General features: G+C 34.1%; 19 protein-coding genes. 9 read left to right on the top strand and 10 right to left on the bottom strand.

Annotated features, from left to right (window positions below):
- Window positions 1-50: 50 nt before the first annotated feature.
- Window positions 51-272, top strand: a complete 222-nt coding sequence (locus BLS90_RS00450) for an addiction module protein (RefSeq protein WP_091253692.1) — start codon at window positions 51-53, stop codon at window positions 270-272.
- Window positions 273-276: 4 nt separating this feature from the next.
- Window positions 277-588 (top strand): type II toxin-antitoxin system RelE/ParE family toxin, encoded by a 312-nt coding sequence (locus BLS90_RS17320; RefSeq protein ID WP_091253690.1) that lies wholly within the window; start codon window positions 277-279, stop codon window positions 586-588.
- 14 nt (window positions 589-602) lie between these two features.
- On the opposite strand, the gene BLS90_RS00440 is transcribed toward BLS90_RS17320, so the two are convergent.
- Window positions 603-1,535, bottom strand: a complete 933-nt coding sequence (locus BLS90_RS00440) for a 1-phosphofructokinase family hexose kinase (RefSeq protein ID WP_091253687.1) — start codon at window positions 1,533-1,535, stop codon at window positions 603-605.
- A gap of 105 nt (window positions 1,536-1,640) precedes the next feature.
- Between BLS90_RS00440 and thiL the strand changes: the two genes are divergently transcribed.
- On the top strand, window positions 1,641-2,690 hold the full coding sequence (thiL, locus tag BLS90_RS00435; RefSeq protein ID WP_091253684.1) for a thiamine-phosphate kinase: 1,050 nt from the start codon (window positions 1,641-1,643) through the stop codon (window positions 2,688-2,690).
- Window positions 2,691-2,760: 70 nt separating this feature from the next.
- On the opposite strand, the gene BLS90_RS00430 is transcribed toward thiL, so the two are convergent.
- The 4 genes from BLS90_RS00430 to BLS90_RS00415 form a co-directional block, all read right to left on the bottom strand.
- Complete coding sequence (locus BLS90_RS00430; protein ID WP_091253681.1) at window positions 2,761-3,456, bottom strand: response regulator; 696 nt, start codon at window positions 3,454-3,456, stop codon at window positions 2,761-2,763.
- Window positions 3,457-3,475: 19 nt separating this feature from the next.
- On the bottom strand, window positions 3,476-5,500 hold the full coding sequence (locus tag BLS90_RS00425) for a tetratricopeptide repeat-containing sensor histidine kinase (RefSeq protein ID WP_091253678.1): 2,025 nt from the start codon (window positions 5,498-5,500) through the stop codon (window positions 3,476-3,478).
- Between the two features lie 102 nt (window positions 5,501-5,602).
- The gene (locus BLS90_RS00420) at window positions 5,603-5,890 is read right to left on the bottom strand and encodes a 3-oxoacyl-ACP reductase (RefSeq protein ID WP_091253674.1); all 288 of its coding nucleotides are present in this window, start codon (window positions 5,888-5,890) and stop codon (window positions 5,603-5,605) included.
- A gap of 167 nt (window positions 5,891-6,057) precedes the next feature.
- Window positions 6,058-6,870, bottom strand: a complete 813-nt coding sequence (locus BLS90_RS00415; protein ID WP_091253671.1) for a LytR/AlgR family response regulator transcription factor — start codon at window positions 6,868-6,870, stop codon at window positions 6,058-6,060.
- 468 nt (window positions 6,871-7,338) lie between these two features.
- Between BLS90_RS00415 and BLS90_RS00410 the strand changes: the two genes are divergently transcribed.
- The gene (locus tag BLS90_RS00410) at window positions 7,339-7,854 is read left to right on the top strand and encodes a DUF3575 domain-containing protein (RefSeq protein WP_091253666.1); all 516 of its coding nucleotides are present in this window, start codon (window positions 7,339-7,341) and stop codon (window positions 7,852-7,854) included.
- 52 nt (window positions 7,855-7,906) lie between these two features.
- Here BLS90_RS00410 and BLS90_RS00405 read toward each other — a convergent pair whose 3' ends face one another.
- Complete coding sequence (locus tag BLS90_RS00405) at window positions 7,907-9,448, bottom strand: glycine--tRNA ligase (protein WP_091253664.1); 1,542 nt, start codon at window positions 9,446-9,448, stop codon at window positions 7,907-7,909.
- 97 nt (window positions 9,449-9,545) lie between these two features.
- On the opposite strand from BLS90_RS00405, the gene BLS90_RS00400 reads away from it, so the two are divergent.
- The 3 genes from BLS90_RS00400 to BLS90_RS00390 all read left to right on the top strand — a co-directional run bounded on the left by BLS90_RS00400 (window position 9,546) and on the right by BLS90_RS00390 (window position 12,373).
- Window positions 9,546-10,229 carry a ComF family protein gene (locus BLS90_RS00400; RefSeq protein ID WP_091253661.1) on the top strand — a complete coding sequence of 228 codons (684 nt, stop codon included), beginning with the start codon at window positions 9,546-9,548 and terminating at the stop codon, window positions 10,227-10,229.
- Window positions 10,230-10,586: 357 nt separating this feature from the next.
- On the top strand, window positions 10,587-11,195 hold the full coding sequence (locus tag BLS90_RS00395) for a superoxide dismutase (RefSeq protein WP_073352870.1): 609 nt from the start codon (window positions 10,587-10,589) through the stop codon (window positions 11,193-11,195).
- 554 nt (window positions 11,196-11,749) lie between these two features.
- Complete coding sequence (locus BLS90_RS00390) at window positions 11,750-12,373, top strand: hypothetical protein (RefSeq protein ID WP_091253657.1); 624 nt, start codon at window positions 11,750-11,752, stop codon at window positions 12,371-12,373.
- Between the two features lie 443 nt (window positions 12,374-12,816).
- Here the strand turns inward: BLS90_RS00390 and BLS90_RS00385 are convergent, their stop codons facing one another.
- The 4 genes from BLS90_RS00385 to purN all read right to left on the bottom strand — a co-directional run bounded on the left by BLS90_RS00385 (window position 12,817) and on the right by purN (window position 16,918).
- On the bottom strand, window positions 12,817-14,715 hold the full coding sequence (locus tag BLS90_RS00385) for an amidophosphoribosyltransferase (protein WP_091253654.1): 1,899 nt from the start codon (window positions 14,713-14,715) through the stop codon (window positions 12,817-12,819).
- Between the two features lie 127 nt (window positions 14,716-14,842).
- Window positions 14,843-15,766 (bottom strand): PfkB family carbohydrate kinase, encoded by a 924-nt coding sequence (locus BLS90_RS00380; RefSeq protein WP_091253651.1) that lies wholly within the window; start codon window positions 15,764-15,766, stop codon window positions 14,843-14,845.
- A 95-nt stretch (window positions 15,767-15,861) separates the two neighbouring features.
- Window positions 15,862-16,341, bottom strand: coding sequence for a ribonuclease HI (rnhA, locus tag BLS90_RS00375; protein ID WP_091253648.1), 480 nt, complete (start codon window positions 16,339-16,341; stop codon window positions 15,862-15,864).
- A gap of 7 nt (window positions 16,342-16,348) precedes the next feature.
- Window positions 16,349-16,918 carry a phosphoribosylglycinamide formyltransferase gene (gene purN, locus BLS90_RS00370; RefSeq protein WP_091253645.1) on the bottom strand — a complete coding sequence of 190 codons (570 nt, stop codon included), beginning with the start codon at window positions 16,916-16,918 and terminating at the stop codon, window positions 16,349-16,351.
- A 176-nt stretch (window positions 16,919-17,094) separates the two neighbouring features.
- On the opposite strand from purN, the gene BLS90_RS00365 reads away from it, so the two are divergent.
- Window positions 17,095-17,331 carry an acyl carrier protein gene (locus BLS90_RS00365; RefSeq protein ID WP_007137004.1) on the top strand — a complete coding sequence of 79 codons (237 nt, stop codon included), beginning with the start codon at window positions 17,095-17,097 and terminating at the stop codon, window positions 17,329-17,331.
- Between the two features lie 178 nt (window positions 17,332-17,509).
- Complete coding sequence (gene fabF / locus BLS90_RS00360; RefSeq protein ID WP_091254590.1) at window positions 17,510-18,763, top strand: beta-ketoacyl-ACP synthase II; 1,254 nt, start codon at window positions 17,510-17,512, stop codon at window positions 18,761-18,763.
- Window positions 18,764-18,767 lie beyond the last annotated feature (4 nt).

The following is an 18,767-nucleotide window of genomic DNA, read 5'->3' as shown; positions in this document are numbered from 1 at the left end:
TTGTCAGGTTTTTTTGTTTGCTACAATTTGTTTTTGACTAACTTTGTTTTATGGAAACCGTAAAATTAAATATCGATTTAAGTGTCAATCAGTTGATTGAAGCTGTAAAACAACTTTCTCCAAAAGACCGTTTGAAAATTAATGATGCTATTTGGAATGAGAATATTGAGATTCCTGTTGAACACCAACGAATCGTTTTGGACCGAAGCGCAAAAACAAAAACAAATCCTGAAAGACTTTTAGATTGGGACGAAGTTTCTCAATCACTTTAAGGATTTGCGTTTTCAAATAAAAATAGATATCGATGCATTCAATGATATTCAAGAAACTGTCGAATGGTATGAAATGCATTTGAAAGGATTGGGCTTACGTTATAAAACCGAAACCAAAAAACAAATCAATTCTTTACAAAATGACCCTTATCTATTTAGCATAAAATATAACGAGATTAGGTGTAGAAAAATAAAAAAATTTCCTTTTTTGATTCATTATACAATTGATGATTCATTAAATATAATTACAATTTTGGCAGTTTTTCACACTTCTAGAAATCCTGAAATATGGAAAAAAAACTCAGAAATAATTTAATTCTCGATTACTTTTTATTTATCCTTTAACCATTCGAATAACCGTTGTGCATCGGTCCCTTTAAACAACTGCGTACCTTCATTCATAGTCGCTGCTGATCCACAAGCAACTCCCCAACGAATGACTTCTTTCAGACTTTTATTTTGCGAAAGCGCCCAAACCATGCCACCCACCATACTGTCTCCGGCACCAACAGTACTTTTTTTAGCAACATTAGGAGCAGGAACAAATTCGTAAGAATCTTTCGTTACCAACACTGCACCTTGCGGTCCAAGAGAAACGACTACGATTTCGGCACCGCCTTTGGCAATGATTTGTTTTGCGGCTTCATTTACTTCTTCTAGTTCTAATCGCTCCACACCTATTAATTTGGCGAGTTCACCTACATTTGGTTTAATAAGATAAACACCGATTTCTAAAACTTTTTTTAAGGCTTCCCCAGAAGTATCAATTATCAATTTTGAGTTTGACATTTTAGCAATTTTAGCAATTTTGGAATAAAAATTATCAGATAAACCTTCATTCAAACTGCCACTGGCTACTAGGAATTTTGGTTTTAAAGCTGCTATGGTTTCTAAAATTCTGTCGCTTTCTTCTTCGGAAATTTTTCCACCGGTAAATCCAAAACGGTACTGGGAATTCGTATTGTCATCCACAGCAACAAAACTTTCTCTGGTCCAACTCTGAACGGCAACAGCTACATAGGCAATAGATTCTTTTGCGACTAATTCTTCCAACATTTTACCAGTAGGCCCGCCAGATGTAAAAACCGCTAACGATGTTCCGCCCAAGCGAGAAATTGCTTTAGAGACATTGATTCCGCCCCCGCCAGCGTCATAGCGCGGTTCATCGCATCTAATTTTTTGCTCAGGAACTAATCCCTTAAAATGGGTGCTTTTATCCAAGGCTGGATTTACTGTGATGGTAACTATATCAAATGGTTTCATTTTTTATAATTTTAATTACCTAAAGATGCGAAAAAATGGCGAAAATTGATACAATTCGAGGCGAATATTTCTTTGTATATTTGCAACTTCAAAACAATAAAAATAATGATCGAAGATAAAAGCCCACAACGTACAAGTATTGCCCAATTAGGAGAATTTGGATTAATTGACCATTTGACAAAAAACTTTGAAATCAATCAGCCTTCTACTTTAAAGGGAATTGGGGATGATGCTGCCGTTTTGGATTTCAAAGATAAAAAAGTAGTTGTATCTACGGATTTACTGATTGAAGGAGTACATTTTGACTTGGCTTACATGCCGTTAAAACATTTGGGCTATAAAGCTGTTGTAGTGAATGTTTCTGATATCTGTGCGATGAACGCCAAACCAACACAAATCACGGTTTCTGTAGCGGTATCCAATCGATTTCCACTGGAAGCATTAGATGAATTGTTTGCAGGAATTACACATGCTGCCAATGAATACAAAGTCGATGTTATTGGCGGAGATACGACCTCTTCACAAAAAGGATTAATTATCAGCATTACCGCTATTGGCGAAGCAGATGCAGAGGAGATTGTTTACAGAAACGGCGCCAAAGAAACTGATTTATTAGTGGTTACCGGTGATATAGGGGCTGCTTACATGGGGTTGCAAGTTTTAGAACGCGAAAAACAAGTGTTTCAGGTAAATCCAAATTCACAACCCGATTTAGATGCGTATACGTATTTAATCGAACGTCAATTGAAGCCAGAAGCCCGCAAGGATGTTCGAACTTTATTGCATGCTTTAGAAATAAAACCAACTTCAATGATTGACATTTCTGATGGATTATCATCAGAAATTATGCATTTATGCAAACAATCTAAAGTAGGTTGTAATTTATATGAGGACAAATTACCAATCGATCCACAGTTTATCAATGTATGTGAAGAATTCGATATTGACAGTACAACGGTGGCAATAAATGGAGGTGAAGATTACGAATTACTTTTTACCATTGCCATGGAAGATTTCGAAAAAATAAAAGGAAATCCAAATTTTACTATAATTGGACACATGACACAAGAAAGTGAAGGGATTCATTTAGTGACAAGAGCCAATACCAAAATTGCTTTAAAAGCACGAGGTTGGGATGCCATTAGCGAAGAATAAACTTTGAGAAAACAAAAAACGACACTTTCTCAAATGTCGTTTTTTGTTTTTTATTTGAATTTCAAGAGTATTAAAAAAGTAATCCTTTATTTTTAGCTTCTCTAACCAAGTCCATATCACTGCCTTCTTCTATTTTTAATAATTCTTTTAAATTTATTTTCCTTCTTTCTATTGCACCTAATGAAATTGGAATGTACTGTGTCATATCCTTTAAATCTGTGCCTTTAGAAATGTGAAATAAAATTTGTTTGTCAAATTGGTCTATTTCTATAGCATCTGCTTCGGATTGACTCAACATTTTAAGGACAGATTCACTGTAATATTTTTCATTTTTTATAACCTTATCAAAGGCAAAAAGCAATTCATCAAAAGTTAAATCGTTTTTTATGACCAACCCGTTAGGGTTTATGGTTTTAATAATTGTTTTTATCTTCAGCAACTCTGTGTACATGGTAAGCAGAATAATTTTGCAATTTGGCATGTATTCAGACAGTAATTTGGCTAAATCTTCTCCGGAAAAAATATCTTTTTCTTCATAAGGAGGCATGCTAATATCTAAGAAAGCGATATCAAACGGAGCAATGGCGGGATTTGTAATAATGCCATAAGCTGATTCACATTCTTTAGCTTGCGTTATAACAAATTCAAATTCTTTAGGATTGTATCTTGTTATTGCATTTTTATACCCTTCAATAATAAAAGGATGGTCATCAACAATTAGTATTTTATTTTTTACAGTTTCTATAGTAGCTAAATCACTCATCATCTTCTCTGGTTTACTTTTTTTATTCTATGGGCAAGGTAACTGTTATAATTGTTCCTTCTCCTTTTTTTGATTTTATATCTACAACTCCATCACATTCATTGGTTCGAAAAAGGATATTTTGTAATCCAATTCCTTTCTTAGCTGTTTTCACATTAAAACCTATTCCATCGTCGCTCATTTTCAAAATCAGGTGGTCTTCCGACTTTTTGAATTCTACGCGAATAATGTTTGCTTGAGCATATTTATTGATGTTTTGAAGCGATTCTTGAAGAATCCTGTATAAATTAATTTTTACAGAATTACTTACGGCTTCCCATATAATACCAGAATCAACAATTGAAATTAACTTTGATTTATGGGTCTTTTTTTGCTCTTCGAATAAGCCATCAACAATGGCGACGAAGTTATTAATTAATTCCGACTTCTCTCTATTTAGATCATGTGAAATTTCACGAATGTCTTGCTCAATATTTCTCAATTCCGACAGATAGTTCGTTCGCTGGTTTACCGCTAGTTCATCTTGAAATCCATTTAATCCATCTAAGTTCATTCGCACACCAAACATTCTTCCCAAAACACCATCATGCAACTCCCTTGCCACTCTTTTCTTCTCTTCAATTCTGCCCGTTTCGATTGTATTCTGTTGTGAGATCATCAAATTATAGATTTCCGCATTGGCACTTTGTTGTTGCTGCTTGAACAGCAACTCTCTATTTTTTGCCTTTTGGGTTTTAATAACAAAAATAAACAATCCCAATACGCCTAATGCAGTAAAAAGAAACACTAAATTTCTATTTTGCGTTACTAAATCAGTGTTTTCGTCCTTTATTTGATCTGTTTCATACTCAATACGAGTGAACTTATCCCCCATTTTACGCTCTGCCGTTTGGAGACTATCATTGATATGAATGTATTGTTTGGTGTAATTTGAAGCATTTTGGGGCTCTATAATAGTTAGACGTTTGAGAGCTATCAAAACGCTCCTATAATTTTTAGAGCTCAAAGATTCATTCAGCGCCTCCTTTACATATTGCAAAGATTTTACCGAATCTCTTTTTGACGCAAAATATTCAGACAAACGCATTTTGGTCACGATAATACCTGACGTTAATTGCAAACTCTCCCGAATTTCAAGCGATTGATAAAATAATTCTGGTAAACCGCTATAATCTCCCGTTTTAAATTTAGAATACGCTAGATTATCTAATAACATCGCATACACGAAAGGCTTGTCTGTAATCAAATTGTTTTGTAATAATCCTTCCTTGAAATAACCTAGGGCTTTATCATGCCTGTTCATATTTTGATACACGTACCCCATATTGTTCAAAGAAGTAGCTTTTGATTGAAAAACAGCTGGCATCACTTTTTCATCGATACTATTTAATGCCTTGGAATTATATTCAATAGCTCTATCATAGTTCCCTAATTCATTATGAATTAAACCCAAGTGGTTATAAGACTCATACACTATAACATTTGCTTTTTCTCCTTTTACAACACGCAAAGCATTAAAAACTGCAATTTCGCTCCCCAAAAAATCTCCTTCGTTAAATAGCAGAATTGCTTTATTTAATCGAGTTCTGGCGAGATTTTTAATATCATTGCGTTGTAAAAATATTTTTTCTGCTTTAAAATAGTAAAGGAAAGCACTATCAGAAACTCCTTGCGAAACATAAAAATCCCCTAAATAAGTAAAGGCTTTTGCTTTACTGACTGTATCTTTATTACCGTTTGCTTTTTCTAAAATAATATCAACCGTTTTTTTAAAATCGGCCCAATTATCCATATTGTAATAGCGGTTGGCTACTTTAAATAAATTAACTTTATTTAAGGAATCATTAGGTTGATCAATAATGATTGAAAAGGCTTTCTGATTGAATTGTTCTCTTTTTTTCCGCGGCAGATTGAAATCATTTGCGATTAAAAGGTAAGAGGACAGACTGTCCTCACTAGAACTAATAGTTGTGTTGAATTTATTTTTTTGGGTACATCCAAAAAAAATAAATACTAGTAGTAAAAATATAGGGTAAATTCTTTTCAATAGTTACTTATTAGTTTCATCAAAAATAGGAAAACTATTGACAAAAAAAAAGGATGTCAATAAAATTGACACCCTTTACTATTTTGAAGAATTTTAAAACTCTTATTCATCTACTTTTTTATTTCCTCCTGTTGCTCCTGCACCAATTATATCTACTTTCTTATTTCCACCTGTTGCTCCTGCACCAATAATATCTACTTTTTTATTTCCTCCTGTTGCTCCAGCTCCAATAATATCCACTTTCTTATTTCCACCTGTTGCTCCAGCTCCAATAATTTCTACGTTACCATTTGCATCAATTAGCACTATAGGATCTGTTTTTGGAGTTGTGAATGAAGTCAAAACCATTACTAGAGAGAATAAACCGATTGTTAAGATTGCTTTTTTCATAATTTGGGGATTTTATGTTTTGTTATTTGTTTTAGAACCACGCAGCGGTAGATTCTTTTGTAAAACTACACAGACAACATCAGTTTCCCCTCTAAAAATAAGCGTTTATGGTAGAATGCGGTCGTTTAAGAGTGAATGACCCCCAAATTAAAGTAGATGACTATTTTTTAGATTTCAAGATAATTCCCATTGGCAAATTCAGAGATAATAAGGTCAATATTCACCTTATAGGATTTAGAAAAAGGAAGTTTTACAGTACTGTTTTTAATATAACAAACTGAATTGCCGCTATGAATTCTTGAAATATAGTTGCGATTGACAATGTAACTGTTGTGGATTCTTATGAAGGGATAGGACAATATACCCTCAAAATGTTTTAGTGTCTTAAATGCCGTTATCATTTCTCCATTGTACAAATGAAGGTCCGTGGAGTTATTATCCGCTCGAAGGTAACAGATGTCTTTTGCATCAATGTAGCGATAATCTCCATAAGACTTAATACATAAAGTCAACGATTGACCTTGACTTACTGTCTCCTGTTGGGGCAGAAATACTGCTTTATTATCATCATCAACAGGTTCATTTAAATGCTCTTCCTTTTCGGCTTGCGACTTATTCAATTTTAAAGTCAATTTGATTAAATCGATTCGCAGCAACGGTTTTAATAAATAATCCGTGACTCCATGCTGTATTGCCTCAAAGGCCAAGTCTTTTTTGCTGGTGGTGACAATAATTTTAGGGATGACTTTTAAATACCTATGCAGTTCATTGATCAATGCCAAAGACAAATTACTGGCTGTATCTATAGGATCTATTTCTAGAAATACTAATGCAGGCGTGTGTTCTAATATAAGATTTAGTCCCTCTGAATAATTATTTGCGGATGCTAGAAATTCAAGCTCCGAAAAACGATCAGCAATGCCTTTTGTTTTCAAAACATCTTCTTGATTAGCATCAATAATAATGTACGAATAATTCATCAACGGTTTTCCAGGAATTGTTAGGTATTATCTTAAATAGCTGAAGCAAAACACACTCCAAAAAATTAACTTATTAGGATAGATTTGAGAAATTATTAAATAAAAACTTGATATTTTAGCTAAAAAACTCTTATTTAACATTCTAAAAATAAGCATTTAACTATTTTTCAATAAAGGTTGTTCATATGTTCTTAACAAATGTTGATACATTAAGATGAAATGCAAATATATCCGATAAAGAGCATTTTTTCTGTTTTAAAAGAAATTGAAAATCGGAGACCTAGCGTGAATACTAGCTAAAAAACTGTGTATCAGTAATAAAAAAAAGTATCTGTTAGCAATTATTTATTGAACTAATACCGATTAGTAGTGGCATTTTATTCCTTAAATAAAACTTGTCCGAATTAACATGTAAAAAAAATACATATTTAGCAAATTTATCTTACTTTTATACAAAAAACCACTTCTATGAAAAAACTATTTGTCTTACTATGCTTAACTTCCTCTTTATTTGGCTTTAGCCAAGAAAAAGAAACAATTGATTTCAAGAGAAACGAGATCAAACTAAATGTTGCGTTTTTAGTTGCAGGTGCTTTCGAAGGCACGTTTGAAAGAATAATAAATGAAGAATCCGCTTTTGGTGTTTCGGTATTTGTTCCAATAATTGAAGACATTGAACCAAACTTTCAGTTAACACCTTACTACCGCTATTTTTTTGGTAAAAAACCCGCTGCAGGATTTTTTGCAGAAGGATTTGGTATGTTAAACTCCTATGAAAGCTACATTTATAGTAATACTAATAATTCAAATATAGAAACCAGAACTGATTTTGCTCTTGGTTTTGGTTTAGGCTCTAAATGGATTACAAGTAAAGGTTTTGTTTTTGAAATAAATGCAGGCGTTGGAAGAAATTTATTCAATAGTAGTGATACCGATTATGAGATCGTTGGTCGTGGTGGAATAACTTTCGGCTACCGATTCTAAACAAAAAAGCTTCTCAATCGAGAAGCTTTTTTTGAATATAAATCAAAAACAATTACATTTTCATCAACCAGTTTTTCATTGAAACTTCATTCTCGATAATCGATTTCAAATCTGCAATCGCTACACGATCTTGTTTCATCGTATCTCTATGACGAATTGTCACCGTTTGATCTTCGATCGTTTGATGATCCACCGTTATACAAAACGGAGTTCCTAATGCATCTTGTCTTCTATAACGTCTTCCTACCGCATCTTTTTCATCATACGAAACGTTGAAATCCCAACGTAAATCGTCAATAATCTTATGTGCAATTTCGGGCAATCCATCTTTCTTTACCAATGGTAAAATAGCCGCTTTTGTTGGTGCCAGAACCGAAGGTAATTTCAGCACTGTTCTTGTAGAACCGTCTTCTAATGTTTCTTCCTTTAATGAAGTAGCAAAAACTGCTAAAAACATTCTATCTAATCCTACCGAAGTTTCCACTACATAAGGAACATAATTCTGGTTTAATTCCGCATCAAAATACTGTAATTTTCTACCCGAGAATTGTTCATGTGCTTTCAAGTCAAAATCAGTTCTGGAATGAATTCCTTCTAATTCTTTGAATCCAAAAGGAAAATTAAACTCAATATCAGCTGCAGCATTTGCATAATGCGCAAGTTTTTCGTGATCGTGGAAACGGTAGTTCTCTCTTCCTAAACCAAGAGACAAGTGCCACTTTAAACGGGCTTCTTTCCAGAATTCATAATGCTTCATTTCTTCGCCTGGACGTACAAAAAATTGCATTTCCATTTGTTCAAACTCCCGCATACGGAAAATAAATTGTCTTGCTACAATTTCATTTCTAAATGCTTTTCCGGTTTGTGCAATTCCAAAAGGAACTTTCATTCGTCCTGATTTTTGTACATTTAAGAAATTGACAAAAATACCTTGAGCTGTCTCGGGACGCAAATATAAATCCATTGCTGAATCAGCTGAAGCGCCAAGTTTTGTTCCAAACATCAAGTTAAATTGACGTACTTCGGTCCAGTTTCTTGAACCTGATTCAGGACAAGCTATTTCTAATTCTTCGATTAACGCTTTTACATCTTCCAAGTCTTCATTACCTAAAGAACGTGCCATTCTTTCTAGAATTTCTCTTTCTTTAGCTTTGTACTCCATTACACGAGCATTTGTTGTAACAAATTCTTGCTCATTGAAAGCATCACCAAAACGAGCTCTTGCTTTTTCGATTTCTTTGATTGCTTTTTGATTTAGCTTTTCGGCATAATCTTCAATCAAAACATCGGCTCTATATCTTCTTTTTGAATCTTTGTTGTCTATCAATGGATCATTAAAAGCATCTACGTGGCCTGATGCTTTCCAAGTAGTTGGATGCATTAAAATGGATGCGTCAAGACCTACAATGTTGTCATTCATTTGAACCATCGCTTTCCACCAGTATTCACGTATGTTCTTTTTTAATTCCACTCCGTTTTGTGCATAATCATAGACCGCACTTAAACCATCGTATATTTCGCTTGACGGAAAAATAAATCCGTATTCTTTTGCGTGCGAAACTACATTCTTAAATAAATCTTCTTGTTTTGCCATAATGATGCAAAAATATAAAAAGTGAACTTAAAAAAAAGAAAATTGTTAAAGATTGAAGCATTGATTTGTCTATTTTTATAAATAAATCCCTGATTACATGTTTGAAAGCCTTATTAATCTCTTTTTTCCAAAAGTCTGTTCCGGTTGCAGCTCTTTTTTATTGACCAATGAAAATGTGATTTGTACCGTTTGCCGGCACGATATTCCGTTAACGAATCATCATCTTAACGCGGAAAATGAAGCTTTCAAAAAATTCTATGGACGAATTCCTGTAATCCATACTTCGGCATTATTTTATTTTCATAAAAAGGGCATTGTCCAAGAACTAATCCATAATTTAAAATACAAAGGGCACGAGGAAATAGGAACCATTCTAGGCGAATGGTACGCCGAAGATTTAAAAAGCATCGAATTATTACAATCAGTCGATGAAATCATTCCCGTTCCCTTGCATAGCCGAAAATTAAAAGAAAGAGGGTACAATCAGGTAACTGCGTTTGGTAAAGCACTATCTTTCAATTTAAACCTGACCTATAACGATTCTCTCTTGCTTCGCAATGTGTATTCAAAAACGCAATCCAAGAAAAATCTTTTAGGTAGAACGGAAGGCATTGCTACGGTTTTTGATGTTTCGTTTACGGAGAAAGATCACAACAAACATTTCTTAGTGATTGATGATGTTATCACTACTGGAGCCACACTTGAAGCATGTTCTCGAGCCATACTTAAAATTCCGGGTGCAAAAATTAGCGTTGTTTGTATGGCAATGGCACAATCTTAAAAGATAATTTTAAGGTAACAAAAAATAATTTTTCAATACTAATTTTTTTTCGGGAATTAAACAATGGTTTAAAATACAGTCGTATTTTAAGTTTAACAACTTCACCTCACTTTTATTCTCATAGGAGTTTAGTGAACTATGTTTAAAACGTAAACCCATTTTGTTTTTTCGATAAAAAACAAAAAAATTGCAGCTGGAAACTGCAATTAACTCTTAATTAGCAACGAATTGCAATTTTAATAAAACACACTATCAGTTAATTTAATGAAATTATAACGAAATAGAATTTCCGTTTCCAAAGTTTAATGTTTAAATTTGGATAAAATAATAACATAAATTAATTTAAACAATCATATTATGGCTTTTGAATTACCACAATTACCTTATGCGTATGACGCATTAGAACCTTATATTGATGCTCGTACGATGGAAATCCATCACTCAAAACATCACAACGCTTACATTACCAACGTAAATGCTGCTATTGCAGGGACGGATATGGAAGGTAAGACAATTGAAAATATCTTGATCAACCTTGATATGAAAAACATGCCCGTTCGCAACAACGGTGGAGGTTTTTACAATCACAGCCTATTTTGGACTGTAATGACACCAGACGGTGGCGGACTTCCAACAGGTGATTTATTGGCTGCAATTGAAGCTGCTTTTGGAACTTTTGAAGAATTTAAAGCAAGTTTTAGTAAAGCTGGAGCTACTCAATTTGGTTCGGGATGGGCTTGGCTTTGTGTTCATAAAGGCGGAAAAGTAGAAGTTTGCGGAACTCCAAACCAAGACAATCCATTGATGCCAGGTGTAGGTTGTGGTGGAACTCCAATTTTAGGAATGGATGTTTGGGAACATGCTTACTACTTGCATTATCAAAACAGAAGACCAGATTATATTGAAGCTTTTTTCAATGTAATTAACTGGACTGAAGTGGCTAGAAGATTTGCTTTGGAGAAATAGTTTTTTTTTTGCAAAAAAAACCTATAATAAAGAATATAGAAAATAGACAAAATAACTTAAAAGTTTATTTGTCTATTTTTTTATGCCCAGTAATTTGCCCATATATTATATCAAAAAAGACGAGTGAACTCTTGGCTCATTCGTCTTTTTTCTATTCTCTTCCTTCTACTTTCTTTTTACCTCACTTTATTCCAATAAAAAAGTAACTCTAAAAATAAAAGTTATTAACTTTATTAATCTTGATTTCAATCATTTAATTTAGAATTTTTCTGCTGAAATTGTCAACTTAGTCCTTTTTATTATCTCAGTTTTCTATTCTATAAATAGGGCTCAATTCTTTTAAGCGACAATTAAACTTTATACTTGTTTATTAATTTAAAACACTAAAAAAGAAGTACATGGTTTTTTAAAAATAATATTAATAGTGTTATTTTTATGTTAAATAAATTATTTTTAGAATAAATTTAATGTAATTTCACTTACAAATACTAACCATAAAATATTAGTTATGCTTACATTAAAAGAAGAAAGTAAATCAATACAACAGTTAACACATGAAATCAATAGCCCTATTATTATTCTTTCTTCCAGCATTGCTTTGTGCTCAAGATACTACAGCATTACTAAACAAATCCATACAAGTAGACATGGGCACTGGGTTGCATGGCAGTGGCGATCTTGCTGGTTTAACATTAAATACAAGTTATACGCACTATTTCAGAAAAAAAGTATCGTACACTGTAGAAATTGGAACAAGCATTCACTATGGCTCTAGCACTCTATACTACACTGACAATTTTGGGAAAAACATTGATGGATCGATTAGATTTACAACAGCAGGAATTCAATTAGCTGGTAAAATTGGATTGAGTGTTTTTAGAAATAAAAAAAATGACCTAGGCTTACGACTAGGACCTTTAGTGCGCTACCAATCATCGTCAATCCCTGATAGCATAACTACTATATTTCCCGCAGCAGGTACAGGATTTAATGTGCCAATTACTTTTATTAGTAATGAAGACCCCCAGAACACCTTAGCTCTTGGAGGTGCTTTTCAACTATTTTATAACTATTCTATTTCTAATAAAATATACATCGGCCCCAGCGCGGGTTTTCAAATTGATTCAAATGGAGATACCATCACAAATATTTCTTTGGCTTGTGGTATGAAATTTTAGTTAAAAGGCACAGCAAAAACACTCAATTTTCAAGAAGATTTGCTTTAGAGAAATAGTTTTTTTTGCAAAAAAAACCTATGATAAAGAATATAGAGAACAGACAAAATAACTTAAAAGTTAATTTGTCTATTTTTTTATGCCTTATAGTTCGCCCACATTTCACATCAAAAAAGACGAATAAACTCTTGGCTTATTTGTCTTTTTCTATTTTCTATGCTCTTTCTTCTATACTCTTTCATCTATGCTCTTTCTTCTATGCTCTTTTTTCAGACTTTACTCCAATAAAAAAGGTGGAATTTCTTCCACCCTTTTTGCCCCAAATCTACCATAATCTTAACCTACTAATGTTATGGTGATTCAAATTTATACTAGTTCTTGGTTGCTACCAAATAAATTAGATGAATGACTTAGAAAACCGATTAAAAACTTACAGCCCCAGATTATCAGTATGCTCTTGCGTCTTTTCCTTCATAAAAATTCATGAAGGCACGGTTTACTACTCGGTTACCTCCTGGCGTAGGATAGTCACCGGTAAAATACCAATCGCCCAAATTCTTTGGACAAGCGACATGTAAATCCTCCACGGTTTGAAAAATAATTTTCACCTCTGCCTTGATTTCAGGAGAGCTTAACATTTCTGCGATCTTATCAGAAACCTCTTGTGGCTGAAAAGGTTCGTATATTGCCGTCACGTAATTAACAACCTCACTATCTTGAAAGTTTTCCTGTGCTTTACATTTTGCATACACTTCATCGACAATATGGTACAAGTTTCTTTCTTTAAGTAATTCTAATGCTGCTTTGAACGCCACTAAACCTTCCAATTTCGCCATATCAATTCCGTAACAATCCGGATAGCGTATTTGTGGTGCTGATGAAACAACAACAATTCGCTTTGGATTCAAACGATCCATCATTTTGATGATACTCATTTTCAAGGTAGTTCCCCGAACAATACTATCGTCAATAATAACCAAATTATCTGTTGGTTTAATCACGCCATAGGTAACATCATATACGTGCGCAACTAAATCGTCACGACTGCTATCTTCAGTAATAAAGGTTCTAAGTTTAGCATCTTTAATGGCAACTTTTTCCGTACGGATTTTTACTGCTAATAATTCTTGCAGCGATTCTTTCGTTAATGTATTTCTGTTTTGTAGAATATAATTGTTCTTTCTTTGATTCAAGAAATCCTGTGCTGCTTCTACCAATCCGTAGAAAGAAGTTTCGGCCGTATTGGGAATATAAGAGAAAACCGTATTGTCTGTATCTTGATCAATTGATTTCAAAACAGCTGGAAGAATAAGTCTTCCTAGTGTTTTTCTTTCTTGATATATTTCAGCATCACTCCCTCTGGAGAAATAAATTCGCTCAAAAGAACATGCTTTTTTAACCGTTGGCGCAAGAATTTCCTTCATAGAAATAGTTCCGTTTTTCTTAATTATTAAGGCATTTCCTGGTTCAATTTCTTGTACTTTATCAAAAGGCACATTAAAAACAGTTTGAATAACGGGTCTTTCAGAAGCTACTACCACGATCTCATCATCTTGATAAAAATAAGCGGGACGAATTCCTGCAGGATCCCTAAAAACAAAGGAGTCTCCGTGACCCAAAAGGCCTGCCATTGCGTAACCCCCATCTAAATTTTTTGAAGCTCGGGTCAATATTTTTGCTACATCTAACCGCTCTGCAATTATTGGTGAAGCTTCTCTTTTGGTAAGACCTTCATTTTTACATTCTTGGTATAAATCAGTGACTTCATCATCTAAAAAGTGCCCTATTTTTTCCATTACCGTAACGGTATCTGCCATTTCTTTTGGGTGCTGACCCAGTTCAATCAAACTTTGAAAAAGCTCTTTCACATTGGTCATGTTGAAATTTCCAGCTAAAATCAGGTTTCGATGCATCCAATTATTTTGACGTAAAAAAGGGTGAACGCTTTCTATACTGTTTTTCCCAAAAGTTCCATAACGAACGTGTCCCAAAAACAATTCACCTAAATAAGGAATTTTATGTTTTTGTAGTGCGACGTCATCTGCGTACTCTGGATGAGCCGCCATTTCCTCATTTATTCTGTCGTTAATTTGAGCAAAAACATCTTGAATAGGTTGGGCGTGATTGGATCTTACGCGACTGATGTATCGTTCTCCTGGTTCCACGTCTAATTTTATGCTTGCAAAACCAGCACCATCTTGTCCTCGATTGTGCTGCTTTTCCATCAAAAGATACATTTTTTGGATTCCATAAAAAGCGGTTCCGTATTTTTCTTTGTAAAATTCAAGCGGTTTAAGTAGTCTAATTAAGGCTATACCACATTCGTGTTTTAAAGCATCGCTCATTGTAAAGTTGTTTGTGTTGTTGTGTTGTTCTAAAATAATTTGACCTGATTAAAAAAACGATAAATCAGATGTAATTCCCTGCTAATTTTATTTAACAAAAAAACCCCGTTTCCGAGGTTTCAATATATTATAATTCTATGTCAAATTGTGTCAGTGATTTGAATTGTTGTAGTCTGGATACTACTTCCTCTTTATCTAAATCAACCATTCTCTCGGTTCCAAATTTCTCCACACAAAAGGAGGCCAAATTCGATCCTTGAATAATTGCATTTTTCATGTTTTCGAATGAAATATTTTCGCTTTGCGTTAAATATCCTGCAAAACCTCCCGCAAAGGTGTCTCCTGCTCCAGTTGGATCAAAAACTTCTTCAAGTGGTAAAGCTGGCGCAAAGAAAACTTCTTTATTGTGAAAAATAAGTGCTCCATGTTCCCCTTTTTTAATAACAACATATTTAGGTCCCATCGCTTGAATTATTGCAGCCGCTTTCACTAGAGAATATTCTCCAGAGAGCTGTCTTGCTTCCTCATCATTGATCGTAATTACATCCACACGTTTTATTACGTCCATCAATTCAGCCAATGCACAATCCATCCAAAAGTTCATAGTGTCCAATACTACTAATTTAGGTTGAGTTTCCATTTGGTCCAAAACACTGCTTTGTACTAGTGGATGTAAGTTTCCTAACATTACTATTTCGGCATTTTTGTAGTCTTGAGGAACTTTTGGTTGAAAATCAGCCAAAACGTTTAATTGTGTATCCAGCGTATCTCTAGAATTCAAATCATTGTGGTAACGACCACTCCAAAAGAAAGTTTTCCCACCATTTACAACTTCAAGTCCAGAGATATCAATGTTTCGTGCAGTCAATAAGTCTAAATATTCTTGTGGAAAATCATCGCCAACTACAGAAACTATAGCTGATTGTACATTAAAAAAAGAAGCAGATAGACCAATATAAGTTGCTGCACCACCTAAAATTTTGTCCGTTTTTCCAAATGGAGTTTCAATTGCGTCGAAAGCTACTGTTCCAACAATCAATAATTTATTCATTATATACGTTTCGAATTAAGGGGCAAAGATAGTTTATAAGTTGTAAAGTTGCAAAGAGTCTAAAGCGTAAAGTTTTGCCAATTTAAATCTTTAAATCATAACAACTTCGCCTCTTCTTTTTCATAGAAAGCATCGACTGAAAGTTGCTTTTGCATCGAAGCCATAACGGCTAATTCATCGCACCTTTCGTTTTGAACATGATTGTTGTGTCCTTTAATCCATTTGAAATCGACTTTGTGTTTTCTATAAACAACCAGAAACCGTTTCCACAAATCGGAATTTTTCCTGTCCACAAATCCTTTTTTTTCCCAACCTAAAACCCATTTTTTGACCACTGAATCTACCACATACTTAGAATCCGAAACTATTAAAACCCTAGTATTTGGATTTTTTAGTTTTTCTAGCCCAACAATAATACCCAGCAACTCCATCCTGTTATTAGTGGTTCGCCGAAACCCTTCGTAGAATTCTTTCTTATACGGTTTTCCTACCCATTCCATCACCACTCCATAACCGCCGTTTCCGGGATTTCCTTTGGCAGCGCCATCCGTATATATATGCACGTCGTGATCCATTTCTGAATTAAATTTTTTGATTTAGAATTCCTTCAATTACCGTTGGAAAATATTCTTGTTCTACTAAGTGTATTTTTACAGCAACTTCTTCCGCTGTTTCGTCGCCCGTTAAAATAACGATTTGCTGAAAAATAATATTCCCTTCATCATAATTTTCATTTACAAAATGAATGGTAATTCCCGTTTCCTTTTCCTTATTTTCAACAACTGACTTGTGAATATGCATGCCATACATTCCCTTTCCTCCATACTTAGGCAACAAGGCGGGGTGAATGTTTATGATCTTATTGGGATAAGCGTTTATGATATTTTTGGGAAATTTCAATAAAAATCCTGCCAAAACAATCCAATCTGGTTTGAAATTATTTAATATTTGTAATACTTCACCTTCAATTAAGTCTTCTTTTGAGAAAATTTCTACTGGTACGCTATACTTTTTTGCTTTCTCAATTACGCCAGCAGTTGGGTTGTTTGTAAAAACAGCAACGACACTTCCAGTTTCAGTTTTTTCGAAAAACTGCATGATGTTTTCAGCGTTAGTACCCGATCCAGAAGCAAAAACAACAATTTTTTTCATAACCTAGTCTCTTTTAATTGTACAAAAAAAAGCATAATAATTGAAAATAAATAACATTGCGTCTCCTTTGTTAAAATAAATTTCATAAATTAGATGTCACATTTATTAACTAAATAGTTGTTTTAAAATAAAGTTTTTTATTTTTGCCAACAAATTAAATTCTAAAATTAAAGATTATGTCAGACATTGCATCAAGAGTAAAAGCGATTATCGTAGACAAATTAGGTGTTGACGAAAACGAAGTTGTAACAGAAGCAAGCTTCACTAATGATTTAGGAGCTGACTCATTAGACACTGTTGAGCTTATTATGGAATTCGAAAAAGAATTTGACATTCAAATTCCAGATGATCAAGCAGAAAACATCGCTACTGTAGGTCAAGCAATCTCTTACATCGAGGAAGCTAAAAAATAATAAAGACACACCCGTTTGCAATCCTGTAAACGGGTGTTATTATTTTTTTAAAATTAAATTCGAGATTGAAATTCAATCAAAACTATATTTATTGTAACACCCATGGCTCTTTTGTAACATAATACAGTAAAGAAAGCATGGGTTTTATTTGTTTAAAGATAACAAAAATAAAGATTTTATGGTATTAAGACGAGTTGTAGTAACAGGTTTAGGCGCTCTTACACCTATTGGAAATAACATTGAAGAATATTGGAACGGACTCATTAACGGTGTTAGTGGAGCCGCACCAATAACCTATTTTGATGCTTCAAAATTTAAGACTCAATTTGCCTGCGAATTGAAAAATTTTAATGCGGAAGATTTTTTAGATAGAAAAGAAGCTAGAAAAATGGACCGCTATGCACAATACGCGATGGTTGCATCTGATGAAGCGGTAATTGATGCCGGTTTTAATTTCGAAAAATTAGACAAGGATCGTGTAGGTGTTATTTGGGGTTCTGGTATAGGAGGCTTGGAAACCTTTCAAATCGAAATGTTGAACTTTGCTGCAGGAGATGGCACACCAAAATTCAATCCTTTCTTTATACCGAAAATGATTTCTGACATTGCCGGTGGACACATTTCCATAAAATACGGATTTAGAGGTCCAAACTTCACAACGGTTTCTGCTTGTGCTTCTTCAACTAATGCAATTATAGATGCTTTTAATTACATAAGATTAGGTCATGCCGATGCTATGGTAACTGGAGGCTCAGAAGCCGCAGTAACTATTGCAGGAATGGGTGGTTTTAATGCCATGCATGCTTTATCAACCAGAAATGACGATCCTAAAACAGCTTCTCGCCCCATGGATAAAGACCGAGATGGTTTTATTTTAGGCGAAGGTGCTGGTGCGTTAATACTTGAAGAGTACGAGCACGCTGTAGCACGTGGCGCTAAAATTTATTGCGAAATAGGCGGTGGCGGAATGTCAGCCGATGCTTATCACATTACGGCACCTCATCCTGATGGATTAGGCGCTAAAAACGTAATGCTAAATTGTTTAAGAGATGCTGGTCTTCAAGCAACTGATGTAGATGGTGTGAATATGCACGGAACTTCTACTCCCCTTGGTGACATGGCAGAATCTAAAGCAATATTGCATGTTTTTGGTGAACATGCCTACACGATGAACCTAAATTCTACTAAATCCATGACAGGTCATTTACTTGGCGCAGCCGGAGCAGTAGAGACTATCTCTTCGATTCTTTCGTTGAAACATGGAATAGTACCTCCTACCATCAATCATTTTACAGATGATGAAAACATAGATTCTAAACTAAACTTTACATTTAATAAAGCTCAGAAAAGAGACATGAACGTTGTTATGAGTAATACTTTTGGTTTTGGAGGTCACAATGCTTGTGTATTAGTAAAAAAATTAGAAATCTAATTAT

The organism is Flavobacterium omnivorum (genome assembly GCF_900099915.1).
Classification (GTDB): Bacteria; Bacteroidota; Bacteroidia; order Flavobacteriales; family Flavobacteriaceae; genus Flavobacterium; species Flavobacterium omnivorum.
The sequence above is the reverse complement of the archived record's forward strand: the minus strand, read 5'-3'. Positions and strand labels throughout refer to the sequence as shown.

Bases quoted from the DNA above. Each gene is read 5' to 3' on its own strand.
- thiL (WP_091253684.1), top strand. From the start codon at position 1,641: ATGATCGAAGATAAAAGCCCACAACGTACAAGTATTGCCCAATTAGGA.
- BLS90_RS00415 (WP_091253671.1), bottom strand. From the start codon at position 6,870: ATGAATTATTCGTACATTATTATTGATGCTAATCAAGAAGATGTTTTG.
- BLS90_RS00400 (WP_091253661.1), top strand. From the start codon at position 9,546: ATGTTTGAAAGCCTTATTAATCTCTTTTTTCCAAAAGTCTGTTCCGGT.
- fabF (WP_091254590.1), top strand. From the start codon at position 17,510: ATGGTATTAAGACGAGTTGTAGTAACAGGTTTAGGCGCTCTTACACCT.
- BLS90_RS00420 (WP_091253674.1), bottom strand. From the start codon at position 5,890: ATGAAAAAAGCAATCTTAACAATCGGTTTATTCTCTCTAGTAATGGTT.
- BLS90_RS00450 (WP_091253692.1), top strand. From the start codon at position 51: ATGGAAACCGTAAAATTAAATATCGATTTAAGTGTCAATCAGTTGATT.
- BLS90_RS00410 (WP_091253666.1), top strand. From the start codon at position 7,339: ATGAAAAAACTATTTGTCTTACTATGCTTAACTTCCTCTTTATTTGGC.
- BLS90_RS00380 (WP_091253651.1), bottom strand. From the start codon at position 15,766: ATGAATAAATTATTGATTGTTGGAACAGTAGCTTTCGACGCAATTGAA.
- BLS90_RS00430 (WP_091253681.1), bottom strand. From the start codon at position 3,456: ATGATGAGTGATTTAGCTACTATAGAAACTGTAAAAAATAAAATACTA.
- BLS90_RS00440 (WP_091253687.1), bottom strand. From the start codon at position 1,535: ATGAAACCATTTGATATAGTTACCATCACAGTAAATCCAGCCTTGGAT.
- BLS90_RS00390 (WP_091253657.1), top strand. From the start codon at position 11,750: ATGAAATCAATAGCCCTATTATTATTCTTTCTTCCAGCATTGCTTTGT.
- BLS90_RS00405 (WP_091253664.1), bottom strand. From the start codon at position 9,448: ATGGCAAAACAAGAAGATTTATTTAAGAATGTAGTTTCGCACGCAAAA.
- BLS90_RS00395 (WP_073352870.1), top strand. From the start codon at position 10,587: ATGGCTTTTGAATTACCACAATTACCTTATGCGTATGACGCATTAGAA.
- BLS90_RS00385 (WP_091253654.1), bottom strand. From the start codon at position 14,715: ATGAGCGATGCTTTAAAACACGAATGTGGTATAGCCTTAATTAGACTA.
- rnhA (WP_091253648.1), bottom strand. From the start codon at position 16,341: ATGGATCACGACGTGCATATATATACGGATGGCGCTGCCAAAGGAAAT.
- BLS90_RS00365 (WP_007137004.1), top strand. From the start codon at position 17,095: ATGTCAGACATTGCATCAAGAGTAAAAGCGATTATCGTAGACAAATTA.
- purN (WP_091253645.1), bottom strand. From the start codon at position 16,918: ATGAAAAAAATTGTTGTTTTTGCTTCTGGATCGGGTACTAACGCTGAA.